This is a genomic window from Streptomyces sp. P5F9, from assembly GCF_057961495.1.
The window spans coordinates 44,963-60,808 of record NZ_JBXVPZ010000012.1 but is presented as its reverse complement, the minus strand read 5'-3'; the positions used below and the strand labels follow the sequence as shown (position 1 = coordinate 60,808).

21 protein-coding genes are annotated in these 15,846 nt (G+C 71.7%); 12 read left to right on the top strand and 9 right to left on the bottom strand.

Features of this window, described 5'->3' with window-relative positions:
• The coding region (locus tag AC31A1_RS04240; protein ID WP_489651895.1) for a transposase at positions 1 to 93 on the top strand (93 nt) is incomplete at its 5' end.
• Positions 94 to 317: 224 nt separating this feature from the next.
• On the top strand, positions 318 to 974 hold the full coding sequence (locus AC31A1_RS04235) for an endonuclease (protein ID WP_489651890.1): 657 nt from the start codon (positions 318 to 320) through the stop codon (positions 972 to 974).
• Between the two features lie 140 nt (positions 975 to 1,114).
• Here AC31A1_RS04235 and AC31A1_RS04230 read toward each other — a convergent pair whose 3' ends face one another.
• The 3 genes from AC31A1_RS04230 to AC31A1_RS04220 all read right to left on the bottom strand — a co-directional run bounded on the left by AC31A1_RS04230 (position 1,115) and on the right by AC31A1_RS04220 (position 2,242).
• Positions 1,115 to 1,465, bottom strand: coding sequence for a PRC-barrel domain-containing protein (locus AC31A1_RS04230; protein ID WP_489651889.1), 351 nt, complete (start codon positions 1,463 to 1,465; stop codon positions 1,115 to 1,117).
• 22 nt (positions 1,466 to 1,487) lie between these two features.
• Positions 1,488 to 1,970, bottom strand: coding sequence for an SRPBCC family protein (locus AC31A1_RS04225; protein WP_489651888.1), 483 nt, complete (start codon positions 1,968 to 1,970; stop codon positions 1,488 to 1,490).
• Between the two features lie 86 nt (positions 1,971 to 2,056).
• Positions 2,057 to 2,242 carry a hypothetical protein gene (locus tag AC31A1_RS04220; protein WP_489651887.1) on the bottom strand — a complete coding sequence of 62 codons (186 nt, stop codon included), beginning with the start codon at positions 2,240 to 2,242 and terminating at the stop codon, positions 2,057 to 2,059.
• A 294-nt stretch (positions 2,243 to 2,536) separates the two neighbouring features.
• Between AC31A1_RS04220 and AC31A1_RS04215 the strand changes: the two genes are divergently transcribed.
• The 5 genes from AC31A1_RS04215 to AC31A1_RS04195 all read left to right on the top strand — a co-directional run bounded on the left by AC31A1_RS04215 (position 2,537) and on the right by AC31A1_RS04195 (position 6,387).
• On the top strand, positions 2,537 to 3,658 hold the full coding sequence (locus AC31A1_RS04215; protein WP_489651886.1) for an AI-2E family transporter: 1,122 nt from the start codon (positions 2,537 to 2,539) through the stop codon (positions 3,656 to 3,658).
• Positions 3,659 to 3,884: 226 nt separating this feature from the next.
• The gene (locus AC31A1_RS04210) at positions 3,885 to 4,949 is read left to right on the top strand and encodes a YihY/virulence factor BrkB family protein (protein ID WP_489651885.1); all 1,065 of its coding nucleotides are present in this window, start codon (positions 3,885 to 3,887) and stop codon (positions 4,947 to 4,949) included.
• A 251-nt stretch (positions 4,950 to 5,200) separates the two neighbouring features.
• Positions 5,201 to 5,572: a phage holin family protein gene (locus tag AC31A1_RS04205; RefSeq protein ID WP_489651894.1), complete on the top strand. Its 372-nt coding sequence runs from the start codon at positions 5,201 to 5,203 to the stop codon at positions 5,570 to 5,572.
• Positions 5,569 to 6,114: a DUF3618 domain-containing protein gene (locus tag AC31A1_RS04200; RefSeq protein ID WP_489651884.1), complete on the top strand. Its 546-nt coding sequence runs from the start codon at positions 5,569 to 5,571 to the stop codon at positions 6,112 to 6,114. Before AC31A1_RS04205 ends, AC31A1_RS04200 begins: the two co-directional genes overlap by 4 nt.
• 6 nt (positions 6,115 to 6,120) lie before the next feature.
• Positions 6,121 to 6,387 (top strand): DUF4235 domain-containing protein, encoded by a 267-nt coding sequence (locus tag AC31A1_RS04195; RefSeq protein ID WP_489651883.1) that lies wholly within the window; start codon positions 6,121 to 6,123, stop codon positions 6,385 to 6,387.
• A 237-nt stretch (positions 6,388 to 6,624) separates the two neighbouring features.
• Here the strand turns inward: AC31A1_RS04195 and AC31A1_RS04190 are convergent, their stop codons facing one another.
• From AC31A1_RS04190 to AC31A1_RS04165, 6 genes are all read right to left on the bottom strand, one after another.
• Positions 6,625 to 7,296 (bottom strand): HAD family hydrolase, encoded by a 672-nt coding sequence (locus tag AC31A1_RS04190; RefSeq protein WP_489651882.1) that lies wholly within the window; start codon positions 7,294 to 7,296, stop codon positions 6,625 to 6,627.
• 16 nt (positions 7,297 to 7,312) lie between these two features.
• Positions 7,313 to 8,278: an LLM class F420-dependent oxidoreductase gene (locus tag AC31A1_RS04185; RefSeq protein WP_489651881.1), complete on the bottom strand. Its 966-nt coding sequence runs from the start codon at positions 8,276 to 8,278 to the stop codon at positions 7,313 to 7,315.
• A gap of 109 nt (positions 8,279 to 8,387) precedes the next feature.
• Positions 8,388 to 8,642 (bottom strand): CDGSH iron-sulfur domain-containing protein, encoded by a 255-nt coding sequence (locus tag AC31A1_RS04180; RefSeq protein WP_489651880.1) that lies wholly within the window; start codon positions 8,640 to 8,642, stop codon positions 8,388 to 8,390.
• Positions 8,623 to 9,276 (bottom strand): HemK2/MTQ2 family protein methyltransferase, encoded by a 654-nt coding sequence (locus AC31A1_RS04175; protein ID WP_489651879.1) that lies wholly within the window; start codon positions 9,274 to 9,276, stop codon positions 8,623 to 8,625. Before AC31A1_RS04175 ends, AC31A1_RS04180 begins: the two co-directional genes overlap by 20 nt.
• Positions 9,273 to 10,331: an iron-containing redox enzyme family protein gene (locus AC31A1_RS04170; protein WP_489651878.1), complete on the bottom strand. Its 1,059-nt coding sequence runs from the start codon at positions 10,329 to 10,331 to the stop codon at positions 9,273 to 9,275. The genes AC31A1_RS04175 and AC31A1_RS04170 overlap by 4 nt, the downstream gene beginning before the upstream one ends.
• Positions 10,332 to 10,430: 99 nt before the next feature.
• On the bottom strand, positions 10,431 to 10,736 hold the full coding sequence (locus tag AC31A1_RS04165; RefSeq protein ID WP_489651897.1) for a hypothetical protein: 306 nt from the start codon (positions 10,734 to 10,736) through the stop codon (positions 10,431 to 10,433).
• Between the two features lie 225 nt (positions 10,737 to 10,961).
• Here AC31A1_RS04165 and AC31A1_RS04160 point away from each other — a divergent pair, with 225 nt between their 5' ends.
• The 5 genes from AC31A1_RS04160 to AC31A1_RS04140 all read left to right on the top strand — a co-directional run bounded on the left by AC31A1_RS04160 (position 10,962) and on the right by AC31A1_RS04140 (position 15,806).
• Entirely contained in the window at positions 10,962 to 11,279 is a 318-nt protein-coding gene (locus tag AC31A1_RS04160) for a DUF3040 domain-containing protein (RefSeq protein WP_489651893.1), read from the top strand.
• Complete coding sequence (locus AC31A1_RS04155; protein ID WP_489651892.1) at positions 11,270 to 12,328, top strand: DNA topoisomerase IB; 1,059 nt, start codon at positions 11,270 to 11,272, stop codon at positions 12,326 to 12,328. The genes AC31A1_RS04160 and AC31A1_RS04155 overlap by 10 nt, the downstream gene beginning before the upstream one ends.
• Positions 12,329 to 12,366: 38 nt before the next feature.
• Positions 12,367 to 13,893: an FAD-dependent oxidoreductase gene (locus AC31A1_RS04150; RefSeq protein ID WP_489651877.1), complete on the top strand. Its 1,527-nt coding sequence runs from the start codon at positions 12,367 to 12,369 to the stop codon at positions 13,891 to 13,893.
• 67 nt (positions 13,894 to 13,960) lie between these two features.
• On the top strand, positions 13,961 to 15,430 hold the full coding sequence (locus AC31A1_RS04145) for an aminotransferase class I/II-fold pyridoxal phosphate-dependent enzyme (RefSeq protein WP_489651876.1): 1,470 nt from the start codon (positions 13,961 to 13,963) through the stop codon (positions 15,428 to 15,430).
• A 106-nt stretch (positions 15,431 to 15,536) separates the two neighbouring features.
• On the top strand, positions 15,537 to 15,806 hold the full coding sequence (locus AC31A1_RS04140) for a hypothetical protein (protein WP_489651875.1): 270 nt from the start codon (positions 15,537 to 15,539) through the stop codon (positions 15,804 to 15,806).
• The last annotated feature ends 40 nt before the right edge of the window (positions 15,807 to 15,846 follow it).

Genomic DNA, 15,846 nt, shown 5'->3' with positions numbered 1-15,846 from the left:
TGGTCCGGCTCCTACTTCGCCGGATCCTGCGGCGGGGCACCGCTGACCGTCGTCAAGCAGTACATCGAGAACCAGCAACGCCCCGTGGGCTGAGGACAACACCGCGGACCCGTACGAACGATGCGGGTCAGAGCAGCTCCGAGACGGCCTTCACCCCCGCCGTAAACGGCGGAGCACTGGCCAAGATCAAAGGTAGAACATGCGGATCGGTACGACGCTGTCCTCGTCCCCGGCGAAGCGCGGTCGCGTCCACTCCCCTTCACCCGGATCCATCCGGGTACGCGGAATACCGTACGCAGTCCTCGGAGGTGAGACGGATGGCCACGACCACCCGACGCGACGTGATGCGGGCGCTGTTGGACGCCCACGGCCGCACCTACGCCGACGAGGCGGGCATCCCGCTCAAGGACACGCCTCAGCCGTTGTACCGGCTGCTCGTGCTCGCCTGCCTGCTCAGTGCGCGTATCCGCGCCGACATCGCGGTCGCCGCGGCCAAGGAGCTGGCGGCCGCCGGGATGCGTGATCCGCGCCGGATGGCCGAGGCCACCTGGCAGCAGCGGGTCGACGCGCTCGGCCGCGGCGGCTACCGGCGCTACGACGAGCGCACCGCCACCCAGCTCGGTGACGGCGCGACGCTGGCCACCGAGCGCTACGGAGGCGACCTGCGACGGTTGCGGGATCAGGCCGACGGCGACACGGCGACGATACGGCGCCTGCTCCAGGAGTTTCCCGGACTGGGACCGGCCGGCGCCGACATCTTCCTTCGCGAGGCACAGGCGGTCTGGCCGGCGACGGCGCCGTATCTCGACGGCAAAGCCCTCCAGGGCGCCCGCGCCCTGGACCTGCCCACCACACCCGCGGCTCTGCTCCGCCTGACGGACGGCGCGGAGCCCGCCGTCCTGGCGGCGGCCCTGGTCCGCGTCGCCCTCGACAAAAAGGCCCCCCAGGCCGTGCGCGAAGCCGCCCGCGCCTGAACCCGCCCCGCGATCCCAGTCCGCGATCCCAGTCCTCCGGGCGATCAGCGGCCGAGGGCCTGCGGAAGCGTGACACGCCCCGGCTGAGCCGGGAGAGGCCACCCCTCGCACACCCCGGCTCGCACACCCCGGCTCAGATCTCACGCACGGTGGCTTCCGTAATAGCTGCCGAGCTGCTCGTAGTAGCCCGCGTCACCGGTGTGCTTGTCCTTGTCGAACTCGGGGGCGTTCTTGATCTCCTCCTTCGTCCGGTCGACGTAGATCCTCTCCTCCGCCGTGTCGACGCCGATGACGAGGCCGGCGGGGATCAGGACGTGCTTGCCGAAGATCCACGCCCCGGTGTCGACCACGAGGTGAGAGGCTCCGACGTCGTCGGAGTGCTTGTCGACCTTGCCGATACCGCCGTCGGTCGCCTCGACCTTGTAGCCGATCAGACTGGTGCCTGCGGTGTAACCCACCGCGGGTTGGTAGCCCCACATGTCCACGCTCACGAGTACATCTCCTTGGTCGGCGTCAGAGGGACGTGCCGGGGTCCCCGGGCCGGATACGTCCGCGCCAGCCGCCCGTCTCGCCGCCGCGGTCCTCGATGTAGTCCTTGAACCGCCGCAGGTCCCCCTTGACCCGCCGGTCGATCAAGCCGAGCGCGTCCGCGCTCTTCTCGGCGACGCCGGCCGGCTCGACCTCCATGGTGAGTTCCACCCGGGTGTGCGCGTCGTCCAGGGGCTCGAAACGTACCGAGCCCCGCTGCCGCGTGTCGCCGTCCACGGAGCGCCAGGTGATCCGCTGGTCCGGCGCCTGGTCGACGATCTCGGTGTCGAACTCGCGCCGCACGCCGCCGATGCTGGTGATCCAGTGGTTGTGCCGGTCGTAGAGCTGGCGCACTTCCTCCACGCCTTCCATGAAGTGGGGAAAGTGCTCGAACTGGGTCCACTGGTTGTAGGCCGTGTGGACCGGCACACCGACGTCCACGGCTTCCTTCACAGTGCTCGTGCTCATGTCGCTCCTCCTTCATCGGGGGTCGGGAGATCGCGTCGGGTACCCAGGGAGAGGGCATGAAGACGTCCGGGCGGTCGACCGGACGGTCAGTCCACGCTCCGGATGATGTTCGCCTCGGTGTCGGACTGCGCCACTGCCGGCGCGCTCTCGTCCGCGACGGCGGCGACGCAGGTGCGCACGCCCTTCCCCCGGCGGCGACGGGCCTTCGACCAGCCCGTCTCGGCGACGCGGATCGACGACTTCGGCGTGGTGCGCGGGAGTTGAGTGGTCACGGTCGTTCATCTTCCTTCTGTGCCGCGGCGCTCTGCCCCTCGGAACGGGACAGAGGCTCATGGGCGCGATGTCCTGGTGGTCGAGTTGCCCGCCGCGGCGCCCGCAAACCACTCCCCTCCGCGCCCCGGCTCGTCCGTGCGCCGTCGTTTCCCTCGGCACACCGGGGTACCCGGTGCTCGGGACCGACGGACGCCCGTGCGGGCACTTCGGCCAGGGATGCCTCCGCACCCGCATTCCGTCCCAGCCGATCACTGCCGAGGGTGTGGCGGACCCAGACAGCCAGGAGTGTGCCGGTGAGCGCGGAGGAGACCGGCCCGGACGGCGGCCGGAGCCATGCGGCTTCCGCCGTGCCCGTGCCCGAAAACAGCACGCGCCGTCCCGGGCCTGAGCGCCGGCCGTCACGGTCGTGGTTCTCCATCGGGTTCCGGGTGGGCCTGGGGGCGCTGACGGCGTACTGGACGGTGCGGTCCGTCCAGCACATGGAGAGCGTCCTGATGCTGGTGCTGCTCTCCCTGGTGATCGCGATCAGCGCGGACCCGCTCGTGAGCCGGCTCACCGAACGGGGGCTGGGCCGCGCCTGGGCGGTGGCCACGGTGATCGTGGGGCTGTTCCTCGTCCTGGGCGGCCTCTCCGCGCTGTTCATCGTGCCCGCCACCCACGAGATCAGCGCCGTGGTCCACCAAGTGCCCGCCTGGCTCCAGCAGTTGCACGACCACCACTCCTTCCTGGGCCGGATGGAGGACCGCTACCAGATCATCGAGAAGGCCAAGGAGCGGCTGGGCACCGACACCAGCAGCCTGGCCGACGGCGTGATGGGCGCCGGTCACCTGCTGGTCACCACCGTGACCGGCCTGTTCCTGGTCATCATCCTGACCATCTACTTCCTGGCCGGGCTGCCCGCTCTCAAGCGTTTCTGCCTGCGCTTCGTGCCCGGCAGCCGACGCGACCACACGGCGGCCCTGGTCGACGAGATCCTGCTGCGCACCGGGCGCTACATGCTGGCCAACGTCGCCACGTCGGTCATCGCGGGGCTGGCCACGTTCATCTGGCTGGTGATCTGGGGCGTCCCCTATCCGGCGGCACTGGGGGTGTTCGTCGCCCTGATGGACCTGATCCCCGTGGTCGGCTCCACCATCGGCGGCATCGTCGTGTCGCTGGTGGCCCTGGTCGTCTCGCTGCCGGTGGCGATCGCGACCGCCGTGTTCTACGTCGTCTTCCGGCTCGCCGAGGACTATCTGATCCTGCCCCACGCCATGAAGTTCGCCATTCAGGTCCACCCCCTGGTCACCGTCCTCGCCGTGCTGGCCGGCGGCACCCTCGAAGGCATCATCGGCGCGCTGCTCGCGATCCCCGTCGCGGTGGCCGTCGGCCTGGTCCTCGAAGACGCCGTCTTCCCTCGGATCACCCGCCGCTGACTGCTCGGGGACCACGGGTGTCGCTGTCGGCAGCGGTTCCTTTCCTGCTCTGTCTCCGCCGGACATCCGTTCACGTGCGGCCGGTCGGACCGCCCGGCTGCCTTCCGCATGCGGAGCAGAGGGGGTACGCCCCTCCCTCCGCCATGTCTCGAACGCCGGCCCGGCCCGGTATACGGCGGGACGGCCCCGATGGCGTAGGCCGGGCCCCGCGGGTTACCCGGACAGCATGGCGAGACCGCATCTTCCGGGACGGAAAGCACGTCACGACGACGACAGATCACGGGAACGCGAGGTCCCGGGGCCGCAGGAAGTCGGCCCGAGCCCGGATGTGGAGCGTGAGGCACCGGACCGGCCTTCGAAACTGCCCCGGCGGGCCTGGGGTGCCGTGGTCAGAGGCACCCTGCGGGAGTTCCGGGACGACGAGTTGAGCGACCGCGCGGCGGCGCTGACGTACTACGGGGTGCTGTCGCTGTTCCCGGCGCTGCTGGTCCTGGTGTCCCTGGTGGGCATCGCGGGGAAGTCGGTCACCGGCACGCTCCTCGACAACCTCCAGCAGCTCGCTCCGGGCTCCGCGAGGGACATCATCACCCAGGCGGTACAGCAGTTGCAGCGCGATGCCGGCGTCGGCTCGGTCATGGCGGTCGTCGGCATCGCGCTGGCGGTGTGGTCGGCCTCCGGCTACGTGGCCGCCTTCATCCGCGCGGCGAACGCCGTCTACGACATGCCCGAAGGCCGCCCGGTGTGGAAGATCCTCCCCGTCCGCGTCGCCCTGACGGTCGTACTGATGGTCCTCGCGGTGATCAGCGCGCTGATCGTGGTCTTCACCGGAGGCCTGGCCCGGCAGGCCGGCACTGCCCTCGGGGTCGGCGACGCCGCGCTGGCGGTGTGGTCGGTCGCCAAATGGCCCGTGCTGGTCGTCCTCGTCACGGTGATGATCGCGATCCTGTACTGGGCCAGTCCCAACGCGAAGGTGAAGGGCTTCCGGTGGATCACGCCCGGCAGCTTCACCGCCCTGGTGATCTGGCTGGCCGCCTCCGCCGGATTCGCCTTCTACGTCGCCAACTTCGCCTCCTACAACAGGACTTACGGCGCCATGGCCGGCGTCATCGTCTTCCTCGTCTGGCTGTGGATCACCAACCTGGCGCTCCTGCTGGGCCTGGAGATCGACGCCGAGACGGTACGCCAGCGGGCCGTCGCGGGTGGCCTGCCGCCGGAGGCCGAGCCGTACACGCAGCCCCGCTCCACGCACACGTGGGACGAGGCGGACGTACGCAGGCTGAACGAGGAATGACGCGGGCAGGCGGGCGCCAAGAGGTCTCGGCCGCGGACGAGGACGCCGAGCCGTAGCGCCCGAACCACCAGGCCGTTCCCTGCCCTGAACTCGCGCGTTCTGGGTACTCGCGCGTGAGTCGGACAAGTCGGGAGCATGACGCGGCCCGGCCCGCAGGCAACCCCCAGGGAGGGGAGATGACCACCGTGTCGAACACAGAGCAGCACGTCGCGGACTCCGGCCGCAGTACGGACCGCTCAGGCCAGGAGCCGATGAGTGAGCTGGTGCAGCGGGCCTCGCAGCAGTTGACCGAGCTGGTGCGGGGCGAACTGCGGCTGGCGCAGGCCGAGTTGAAGGAGAAGGGCCGGCGCTACGGCAAAGGCGGCGGGCTGTTCGGCGGCGCGGGCGTCGTCGGCTTCCTGACGCTCCAGGCGCTGGTCGCCACCGCGATCGCCGCGCTGGCGGTGCCCCTGCCGGTGTGGGCGGCGGCGCTGATCGTCGCGGCGGTGCTGGGTGTGATCGCCGGGGTGCTGGCCCTGGGCGGGAAGAAGCAGGTCGGCCGGGCCGCGCCGCCCGTGCCCGAGCAGACGATCGACAGTGTGAAGGCCGACGTGGCCGAGATCAAGGAGAGTGCCCAGCGATGACCAAGCCGTCTCCCAACGAATCCACCCCCGCCGGCTCCGAAGAACTGCGGGAGCAGGTCGAACAGGTCCGGACCGAACTCGGTCAGACGGTCGAGGCGCTGGCGGCCAAGGCCGACGTCAAGGCGCGCGCCAAGGAAGAGGTCGCCCAGGCGAAGGAACAGGCCGCCGCGAAAGCCGGCGAGCTCAAGGAGCAGGCCTCCCTCAAGGCCGGCGAGCTCAAGGAGCAGGCCGTCGGCAAGGCCGACGAGATCAAGGGCCAGGCCACCGTCAAGGCCCGGGAACTGAAGGCGAAGGGCACCGGCCTGGCCCACCAGGCGCAGGACAGGCTGCCCGGCCCGGTCAGGGACAAAGCGGCCCGGGCTTCCGGGCAGGCCCGCGCCACCGCGGCCCAGGCCGGTCGCGTATGGCAGGAGAAAGCACCGGAGCCGGTGCGGCAGAAGACGGCTCAGGGAGCGCGGCTGGCGCGGGACAACCGCACCGCACTGCTGGCCGCGGCCGGTGTCGCCGTAGTGGTGTGGCTGTCCTACCGCCGGAGGGGGTGAACCGGGGTGAAGGCATCGAAGATCGCCTACAAGCCGGTCGGCCTGGCCCTCGGCGCCGTCAGCGGCATGGCCGCCGGAGCCGCGTTCAAGCAGGCGTGGAAAGTGCTCGGCAACGACGAGGACGCCCCGGACGCCACCGACGAGGAACGCTCCTGGGGTGAGGTGCTGCTCGCCGCCGCGCTGCAGGGCGCGATCTTCGCCGCGGTCAAGGCAACCGTCGACCGCGCCGGCGCCGCCACCACCCGCCGCCTGACCGGAACCTGGCCCGGCTGACGCCCGGCAGAGGGGAGCGGGAGGGCCGTACGACACGAAGGCCGGCCCCCGCCCCCGGATCAGCTGCCTCGGGCCACGGGCCTCCCGGAGCCGTGCCTTCCGCGGCCGGGCTCCTGGACCGCGCCTCCGCCGTGCGGTGCTCCGGCCACCACATGGGCGGACAGGCACCGGAAGCCCTTGTGCCACCTCCCAGGCCGGCTTCTTCGCGGACGAACCCGGGTGAGAACCGACTGTCGGTCACTCCCCGTCGGCGAAGACGCTGGAGTCGAGGCGTCCGCGGAGCTCGGCGGGGTCCCGGTACACCGCGTGGGCGCCGGCCGTCTCCAGGTCCGCGCGGGGGATCCCGCCGGACAGCACCGCCACCGGGAGCACTCCGTCCCGTACGGCGGCCTTCATGTCCCAGACCGTGTCGCCGACGAACACGGCCCGTCCGCTCGGGACGTCCGCGAGTTCCCTGGCCTGTTGGACGGGGTCGGGGGCGGGTTTGCCGTCGGCGACGTCGTCGGCGCTGGCCGCGCCGAGGATGACGTCGTCCGCGTCGATCGCGCGGCGCAGCGCGGCCAGTTCCGGGCCGCTCGCCGAGGTCGCCAGGACGATCGTCCAGCCACGGCCGGCCAGGGCGCGCAGCAGGTCGCCCGCCGCGTCCAGGGCCGGCAGCCGGTCGAAGTAGGTGGCGTAGAGGGCGTGGTGGGCGGCGACGAGCTGTTCGTCGTCCTCGGGGTCGCGGTCCTTGCCGAGGAGGTGTTCGATCAGGTCGTCGCTGCCGAGGCCCACGGCGCGGTGGATCTCCCGCATGGGGACGCGGTGACCGCTCTGCCTGAACGCCTCCCACCAGGTGACGACGTGGAGGTGGTTGGTGTCGACGAGGGTTCCGTCGACGTCGAAGATCGCGGCGCGTCTCGTGCTCATCCCGGTGTCCTCCCGCTCACAGTTCACGCAGGGCGGGCAGCAGCTTCTGCTCGGCCCATTCCAGGTACGGCTCCTGGTGGTCGCCGCCGATCTGGACGAGCGCGACCTCGGTGAACCCGGCCTCGGCGTAAGGGCGTACGGCCTCGACGACCGCCTCCACGTCGTCGCCGCAGGGAATCGACTCGGCGACGTCCTCGGGCCGTACGAACTGGGTGGCGCCCTCGAACGCGGCGGGTCCGGGCAGTTCGGAGTTGACCGGCCAGCCGCCGCCGAACCAGCGGAACTGGTCGTGGGCGCGGGCGATCGCCGCGTCGCGGTCGGGGTCGTAACAGATGGGCAGTTGGCCGACCTTGGGCTTGCCCGCGCCGCCGTACCGGTCGAACGCGGAGGTCAACTCCGGCCTGGGTTCGGTGGCGATGAGCAAGTCGGCGAGGCGGCCCGCGAGTTCGCACGAGCTGTCGCCGGAGACGGCGATGCCGATCGGGAGGGGGGTGTCGGGCAGGTCCCACAACTTGGCGTTCTCCACGTCGAAGTGGGCGCCGTGGTGGTTGACGTTCTCCCCGGCGAGGAGTGCGCGGATGATCTCCACGGCCTCCTCCAGCTTCGCAAGACGGACGTGCGCGGCGGGCCAACCGCCGCCCACCACATGCTCGTTGAGGTTCTCCCCCGAGCCGAGACCGAGGCGGAAGCGTCCCTCGGAGAGGAGTTGCACGGTCGCGGCCTTCTGGGCGACGACCGCCGGGTGATAGCGGGTCGTCGGGCAGGTCACGTACGTCATCAGGGGGATGCGGTCCGTGGCCTGTGCGGCGGCGCCGAGCACGCTCCACGCGTAGGGGGAGTGACCCTGGGACTCCAGCCACGGGAAGTAGTGGTCGGACGTGACGGAGAAGTCGAAGCCGGCCCGCTCGGCGCCGGCCACATGGTCCACCAGCTCCCGTGGACCGGTCTGCTCGGTCATCATCGTGTACCCGATCTTCACCATGGCGCTCATCTCCTCGCAGGTCACCTACGCGCATACGATCTTCACCGGGGCGGGTACCCCCTCATGACCTCCCGCACGGCCGAAGTTCCCCGCGACACCGTCCAAGGGGTCAGGAGTCGGAGGCGGCTCCGCCGGGCCGCCTCGGCGGTTCGGACCTGCGGTGACTGGTGTCGCACCACGGGTAGGTGCGGCTGCGCCGGCAGGTGCACAGGGCGACGCAGAACCGGTCGGACGACACGGTGGTGCCGTCCTCCAGCGTGACGTCGACCGGCCCTTCCACCAGGAGCGGCCCCGCGCGCCGGGCCACGATGCGGCAGCGCCGTTCACCGGGGTCGTACGTCACGTCATCGAGGTCGTACGCCACGGATGACCACCAGCTCTTCCTTCTCGGCGTCGTCCTCGATCAGGCCGCGGTCGTGCAGCCAGCCGCTGCGGGAACGCAGGACGGGACCGAAGGCGACACCGCGGCGTTCCACGATGCCGGCGCGCAGACCCGCCGCCCGCAACCGCCGCAGCGATTCCTCCGGGGAGCTCAGCGCGGACTGGACCACGAGCAGCGCCCCGCCGGCCCTCAGGAGTCCGGGCGCGTCCTGGCAGATCCGGTCCAGTACGAGACGGCCGTCGTGCCCCGCGTCCCAGGCCCGGGCCACGCCCCGCCGGGGGCACGCGCCGGTGGGGGCCGGCACGTACGGCGGGTTGGACAGGATGAGGTCGAAGGAGCGGCCCGACACGGGAGCCAGCAGGTCGCCGCGTCTGACCCGGATCGGGAGCCGGGCCAGCACCGCGTTGACCTTGGCGTTGAGAGCCGCTCGCCAGGAGATGTCGATCGCCGTGACGCGGGCGCCGAGCCGGGCCGCCGCCAGAGCGACGGCACCCGTTCCCGTGCCGACGTCGAGGACATCGGCCCGCGGGGGAAGGCGTTCGTCGCGCAGGAGCCGGACGAGCAGGTCGGTGTCGTCCTGCGGGGTGTAGACACCGGGCAGAGTGACCGTGGTCATCGGGCCTCGTCTCCGGTTCTCGCGGGTACCGGAGAACCTGTTCGTGGTCGGAACGCCGGCCGGGCAGGTACGCGCAGCGACGACTCCCCCGCCCGCCACGCACCGAGAAGGCGTTCGGCGAGTCGGTCTTCGAGATGGGTGGTGGCGTCCGCGCCGAAGGCGACATCGCCGTCGAGGTGCGGTTCCGCTTCGAGCAGACCCGCTACGACGTCCCGGCGGACGACCTGTTCGTGCACGGCGTCGGCCTCGACGTGCTCGTCGTAGAAGTGCTCGGCGGCCGGTCCCGCGCCGGTGCGCCGCATGGCCTGGGCGAGGCGCCGTGAACCCGGCGACGAGGTGATCTCGACGGCGGCGAAGTGTCCCACCAGGGCGCCTCGCAGGGCGCGGTGCAGGCCGAGGAGGGACATCAGGTTCACGGTGGCGAGAGCCTCGGCACCGGTCGCGTCGAGATAGTGCCCGTACGCGGTGTCCAGGTCCAGGTCGGTCATCAGCTCGGCGAACAGGCGGGCGTGCACGCGATCCGCGCGGCCTCCGCCGAACTCGTCGAACTCCACGGCCGCCATGCCCGCCTTCGCCCGTCCCCACAAGCGGGGCAGCACCCACGCGTGCGGGTCGGCTTCCCTGAGGTGGTAGAGCGAGCGCTGAGCGGCGTACTCACGCACCTGCCACAGTTCTCCCTCGTCCCGGAGGAAGTGGCTGACGCCGCAACCGTCGACGGGTTCGACGAGCAGTGCGTCCAGTGCCTCGTCGGCGTGCCGGTGCACGGTCGCCGCGTCCCGGAGGGTGTCGAGAAACGGCTGTTCCAGTGCCGCCCGGACCTTGAGCAGGTCGGGGTCCCATTCGCGGTCGGCGTGGACATCGGCGAACCCCCGGTAGTGCAGCTCGTAGCAGATGTACAGGGCGAGCTGGAGATCGTCTCCGAGCGGGGCGGCGGCAGACATCGCCCCGTCGTCCGGAAGGGGTCCCGCATTCCGCAGATATTCGATGACCGCCGCCGAGATCCGGCCACGAGCGGACGGCAGGGTCGGCTCTCGCGATGTGACATTCCTCGGCATGACGTCCATGCGCGGCGAGTACCCGTGATCCAGAAGCTCTCACGTGAGCTGTCGTGGGGCGTTCGGGGTGCGAGTTCTCCGGCGGGTCGAGTGCTCACCTCAGGGATCGGGCGACCGACGAACGCCCGCCGCGCCCGCCACCACAACTGCCGACGGCTGCCTTGTGGTTGGGGGCCTGTGACGTCCGCCGGGGAAGTGACCCGTATCGAGAAGGAGATACCCGGCGTCCGGATCGACATCGTGCCTGACGAGGGGCAACGCCTCTCGGACGTCGACCAGCAGGACAGTTACAGCTACGAGGCGGCGCTGGACATCGTCGATCGCCGACGACTTCACCTCACCGGCCGGCGCGGCGACATGGACCACACTGACCTGCGACACCGAGGAGTTCCACGTCAACGCCACGCTGGACGCCTACGAGGACGGTCGCCGCGTCGCCTCGCGCACCTGGAACGAGTCCGTCCCCGGGGACGCGTTGCAGACCGTGCCCGACGTCACCGCCCACCGGCCCGCGGAAGGCATCGGTCGGCTTTCGCGGGGCACTCGTCCCGTCATCAGCACCGAGGACTCCCGCGCCGGCCCGGAGCGGAGCGGTCCCGTGCCACAGCCCGGGAGAATGAGGTACTCACCGTGGAAAGCCGAAACAACCCCGACGATGTCGCGCTGACGTCGCACGAACGCCTCGCCCTGTGGCGGATCGAAGCGGATCTCAGCGAGGACCGGCGTCTGGCCCGGCGGATGCGCCACCCGGTGGCCCGGCCGTGGCTGCCCCTGTCGGTGGCCGCTCTGACGTGTGCGTCGCTGCTCCTCCTCGTCGTGGGCATCCTCAGCTCCAACTCCGTCGTCCTGTGGTGCCTCGCCGCGCTGTGGCCGACCACCCTCCTGCTGGCTTTCCGCATGCTGCGCCGTCCGGCCGGTGCCGAGGGCCGCACCAGGTCCTGGCCGTGAACTCCCCGCCGCCGCACGGTGGTTCGGGGCGACGGGTCCGGTTGCGCGACAGCGACATCCACCGGCCGGGCATCACCCGGATCCGCTGCGGGCGAGGGTTCCGCTACGTCGGTCCCGGCGGCCGCCCCATCACCGACGGGGCCGAGCGGCAACGCCTGCGCGACCTGGCCGTACCGCCCGCGTGGACGGACGTGTGGATCTGCCCTGAGCCCAACGGACACATCCAGGCGACCGGCACCGACGCCGCGGGACGTCGCCAGTACCTCTACCACCCGCGGTTCCGGGAGCGGCAGGAGGCGGCCAAGCACGACCACGTCCTCGAAGTGGCCCCCGCCCTGCCCCTGTTGCGGAAGCACACGGCCGAGGACCTCAAGGCCCGGGGACTGTGCCGGGACCGTGTGCCGGCCTGCGCGGCACGCCTGCTCGACCTGGGGTTCTTCCGGATCGGCAACGAGTCGTACCGCCGCGACAACGAGACGCACGGTCTCACCACGCTGCTCCGCGAGCACGCCTCGTGCCGCCGCGGCGAGGTGCGGTTCGCCTATCCGGCCAAGGGCGCGAAGGACGTGTCGCAGGCGCTGGCCGAGGAGTCCGTGTGCCGGGCCCTGCGCGCGCTGCTGCGCCGCCGTGACACCGGCGAACGCCTCTTCGCCTACTGGCAGTCCGGCGCCTGGCACGACGTGCGCGCGGACGATCTCAACGCCTATCTGCGCGAGCGCACGGACACCGACCTCACGGCCAAGGACTTCCGCACCTGGCACGCCACCGTCCTCGCGGCCGTCGCCCTCGCCGTGGCGGAACCCGTCGCCGCGGCATCCCGCACCGCCCGCGGACGCGCGGTGACGCACGCCGTCCGTGAGGTGGCCGGCTACCTGGGAAACACGCCGGCGGTCTGCCGCGCCTCGTACATCAATCCCCGGGTCGTCGAACTCTTCGAGGAGGGCCGGACCATCGCCCCGGCCCTCGACGACCTGGGCGCGGGCGTCCGCTTCGGCGAACCGGCCACGCAGGGTGCCGTGGAGGAAGCGGTGCTGAGGCTCCTGACGTAGCTTCGCGTATCCCGTCGTCACAGGGGCACCCGGCCGTCATGAACGCCACGGCAGAAATCAAGGGATCGTACTGGCTGGAGACCGCACCACCCGGCGAGCCCGCTCCCCCGCCGTCCCATGACCTCTCCGTCGACGTCGCGGTGGTCGGCGGCGGCATCGCGGGGCTGAGCGCGGCCTGGGAACTGGCCTGGCAGGGACGCGAGGTGGCCGTACTGGAGGCCGGACGGCTCGCCGCCGGGGTCACCGGCCGCACGACGGCCAAACTGACCGCCCTGCACACGCTGGTCTACGACCGTCTCCGCCGCACCCGCGGCCCCGAGGGCGCCCGGCTGTACGCGCGCTCGCAGTCCGCCGCGATCCGCCACGCCGCCGAGATCGTCGAGGAGCTGGGCATCGACTGCGAGTGGGAGGAGGCGGCGGCCCTCACCTACGCCGAGGACCTCCAGGGCGTGGCGGAACTGCGGGCGGAGGCGGAGGCGGCGCGCGAGGCGGGGCTGCCGGCCGACTTCGTCACGGAGACCGATCTGCCCTTTCCGGTGGCCGGCGCGGTCCGGGTGACGGGGCAGGCCCAGTTCCATCCCCGGAAGTACCTGCTGGCGCTCGCGGACGACCTGCGACGGCGCGGCGGTGCCGTGTACGAGGACACGCGGGTCGTGGGTCTCAACGAGGGCGAACCCTGCGTGCTGACGACCGACGCCGGGGTGTCGGTCCGCGCCGGCGAGGTCGTGATCGCCACGCACTACCCCGTGTTCGACCGCGCCCTGCTCTTCACCAGGCTCTCCCCCAGGCGAGAACTGGTGGTGGCCGGCACCGTCGACGAGGCGATCGCCCCGCGCGGCATGTACATCACGCCCGAGCAGGCCACCCGGTCGGTGCGCAGCGCACCGTACGGCGACGGCAAGCGCCTGCTGATCGTCACCGGGGAGCACTTCACCCCCGGTGCCGCCGACGTCGAGGAACGCTTCGCGCGACTGTCCGCCTGGGCCCAGGACCGCTTCCCGGGTCTCACGCTCACGCGCCGCTGGGCCACCCAGGACAACGACTCCACCGACTCCGTGCCCCTCGTCGGTCCGCTCCATGTCGGCAGCCGCCACACCTATGTGGCCACCGGGTTCGGCGGCTGGGGACTGAGCGGCGGCATCATGGCGGGCGGCCTGATCGGGGACCTCGTCGGCGGACGCGCGTGCGAGTGGAGCGGCCTCTACGATCCGCGCCGCCTGGCCTCCGTGATCCGCGAGGGCGGGTCCTTCCTGAAGCACCAGGCGCGCGTGGCCCGGCACTTCGTCGGTGACCGGCTGCCCCCGCTGACGGGCCCCGCACCGGAGGACATCCCTCGCGGCGAGGGTGCCGTGGTACGGACGGGCGGCCGGCAGTGCGCCGTTCACCGCGACGAGACCGGCCAGCTCCACGCGGTCTCGGCCCGCTGCACCCACCTGGGCTGCATCGTGGCCTTCAACCGCGCTGAACAGGCATGGGAGTGCCCGTGTCACGGTTCCCGCTTCGCCCCGGACGGACAGATCCTCCAGGGGCCCGCCGTCCGGCCGTTGGAGAAGCGCGACATCTGAACGGCGTGGAGGCGGTGCCGACACCGCCGGCCCGCATGGTTGCCCCACCGTGGGGAACCCGGCCGCCATGGCTGCGAACCAGGCCGAGGCCCCGATTCTCGAAGCGCTCGCCCGCTACGCGGACGCGGACGAACTGGGATTCACTCCCCCGGGCCACAAACGGGCACGCGGCGCGGACCCCCGTGCCCGCGCGGTCCTGGGTGACGCCGTCTTCTACGGTGACGTCCTGGCCAACGGCGGCCTGGACGACCGGCTCACCCGGGGCCGCGTGCTGGAGCGGGCCGAGAACCTCATGGCCGACGCGGTGCACGCGGACCACACGTTCTTCTCGACCTGCGGCAGCTCCCTGTCGGTGAAGGCCGCCATGCTGGCGGTCACCTGCCCCGGCCACCGGCTCCTCGTCGGACGTGACGCCCACAAGTCGGTGGTGGCCGGGCTCATCCTCTCCGGTGTCGAGCCCGTGTGGGTGGAACCCCAGTGGGACACCTCCCGCCACCTCGCCCATCCCCCCTCGGCGGCGGCCTACGCCAAGGCGTTCGCGGAGCATCCGGACGCGGACGGTGCCCTGGTCACCAGCCCCACCCCGTACGGAGCCGCCGCCGACCTCACAGGCATCGCCGACGTCTGCCACCGGCTCGGCAAGCCCCTCGTCGTGGACGAGGCATGGGGAGCGCACCTCCCCTTCCACGACGACCTGCCGTCATGGGCCATGGACGCCGGCGCCGACATCTGTGTGACCAGCATCCACAAGATGGGCAGCGGCCTGGAACAGGGCTCGGTGTTCCACCTCCAGGGCGACCTCGTCGACCCCGCCGAACTGGCCTCGCGGGCCGACCTCCTCGGCACGACCAGTCCGAACGTCCTGATCTACGCCGGCATCGACGCCTGGCGCCGGCAGATGGTCCAGCACGGTCGTCAACTCCTCGGCCGGGCACTGGAGTTGGCGGCCCGCACCCGCACGGCCGTCGAAGCGATCGACGGCTTCCACGTCAACGACGCGAAGGACTTCCGCGGCCCCGGTCTCGCCCACGGCTTCGACCCGCTCCCGCTCGTCATGGACATCGGCGAACTGGGCACCACCGGCTACCGCGCCGCCGACTGGCTGCGGACCCACCACCACATCGACGCCCACCTGTTCGACCACCGCCGTATCAGCGCACAGCTCACCCACGCCGACGACGAGCAGACCACCGGCCGCCTCCTGACGGCCCTGCGCGACCTGGCCGGCCACGCCGCCGAACTGCGGGACGCACCCCGGGTCGCCGTCCCGTCACCCGCCGGACTGCGGATGGACCAGGCCCGTCCGCCCCGGGACGCCTACTTCGCCCGGCACGCGAAGGTCCCCGCGGCGGAAGCCGTCGGCAGGATCGCCGCCGAGATGATCACCCCCTACCCGCCCGGCATCCCCGTGGCCCTGCCCGGCGAACGCCTCACCGAGCCCGTACTGACCTACCTGGTCACCGGGGTCGAGGCCGGCATGTTCCTGCCGGACGCGGCCGACCAGCGGCTGAAGACCGTACGGGTCGTCGAGGCCTGACCCGCGCGCGGTTCAAGGACGAAAGGACCCGACACCCTTGCGTAGCGATGCCTCGTCCGGGGTACCCGGGCTCGGGCCAGAGTCCGGCCGAGAGAGGGAGAGCGCCGTGAGCGACCACCGTCCGGGGAGTCATGGGGACGGCGAAGCGCGGGAGACCCAGCCCGTGCCGAGGGACATGCCCGACCAGCAGGCGGGTGCCGACGGGGACCCCTGGGAGCCCGACGGCGACGCGCCGGAGCCGGCTGAGGGCGAGGGCCCGGAAGCCCCCGACGAAGAGATCCCCGACACGGACGAGGCCGGAACGGGCCGGCGCGGCTCTCCGCAGTCCGGCAGCCCCCGGCCGGAGCACCCGGTGCCCGACGAACCGTCCGGCTGACGCTCCGCGCGCCGTACCCGCCCCAGTGGGCGAATCTGGA

Coding starts and splice junctions, on each gene's coding strand:
- AC31A1_RS04150 (WP_489651877.1), top strand. CDS start 12,367: ATGAACGCCACGGCAGAAATCAAGGGATCGTACTGGCTGGAGACCGCA.
- AC31A1_RS04205 (WP_489651894.1), top strand. CDS start 5,201: ATGAGTGAGCTGGTGCAGCGGGCCTCGCAGCAGTTGACCGAGCTGGTG.
- AC31A1_RS04210 (WP_489651885.1), top strand. CDS start 3,885: ATGGCGAGACCGCATCTTCCGGGACGGAAAGCACGTCACGACGACGAC.
- AC31A1_RS04235 (WP_489651890.1), top strand. CDS start 318: ATGGCCACGACCACCCGACGCGACGTGATGCGGGCGCTGTTGGACGCC.
- AC31A1_RS04175 (WP_489651879.1), bottom strand. CDS start 9,276: ATGACCACGGTCACTCTGCCCGGTGTCTACACCCCGCAGGACGACACC.
- AC31A1_RS04225 (WP_489651888.1), bottom strand. CDS start 1,970: ATGAGCACGAGCACTGTGAAGGAAGCCGTGGACGTCGGTGTGCCGGTC.
- AC31A1_RS04185 (WP_489651881.1), bottom strand. CDS start 8,278: ATGGTGAAGATCGGGTACACGATGATGACCGAGCAGACCGGTCCACGG.
- AC31A1_RS04200 (WP_489651884.1), top strand. CDS start 5,569: ATGACCAAGCCGTCTCCCAACGAATCCACCCCCGCCGGCTCCGAAGAA.
- AC31A1_RS04170 (WP_489651878.1), bottom strand. CDS start 10,331: ATGCCGAGGAATGTCACATCGCGAGAGCCGACCCTGCCGTCCGCTCGT.
- AC31A1_RS04145 (WP_489651876.1), top strand. CDS start 13,961: ATGGCTGCGAACCAGGCCGAGGCCCCGATTCTCGAAGCGCTCGCCCGC.
- AC31A1_RS04190 (WP_489651882.1), bottom strand. CDS start 7,296: ATGAGCACGAGACGCGCCGCGATCTTCGACGTCGACGGAACCCTCGTC.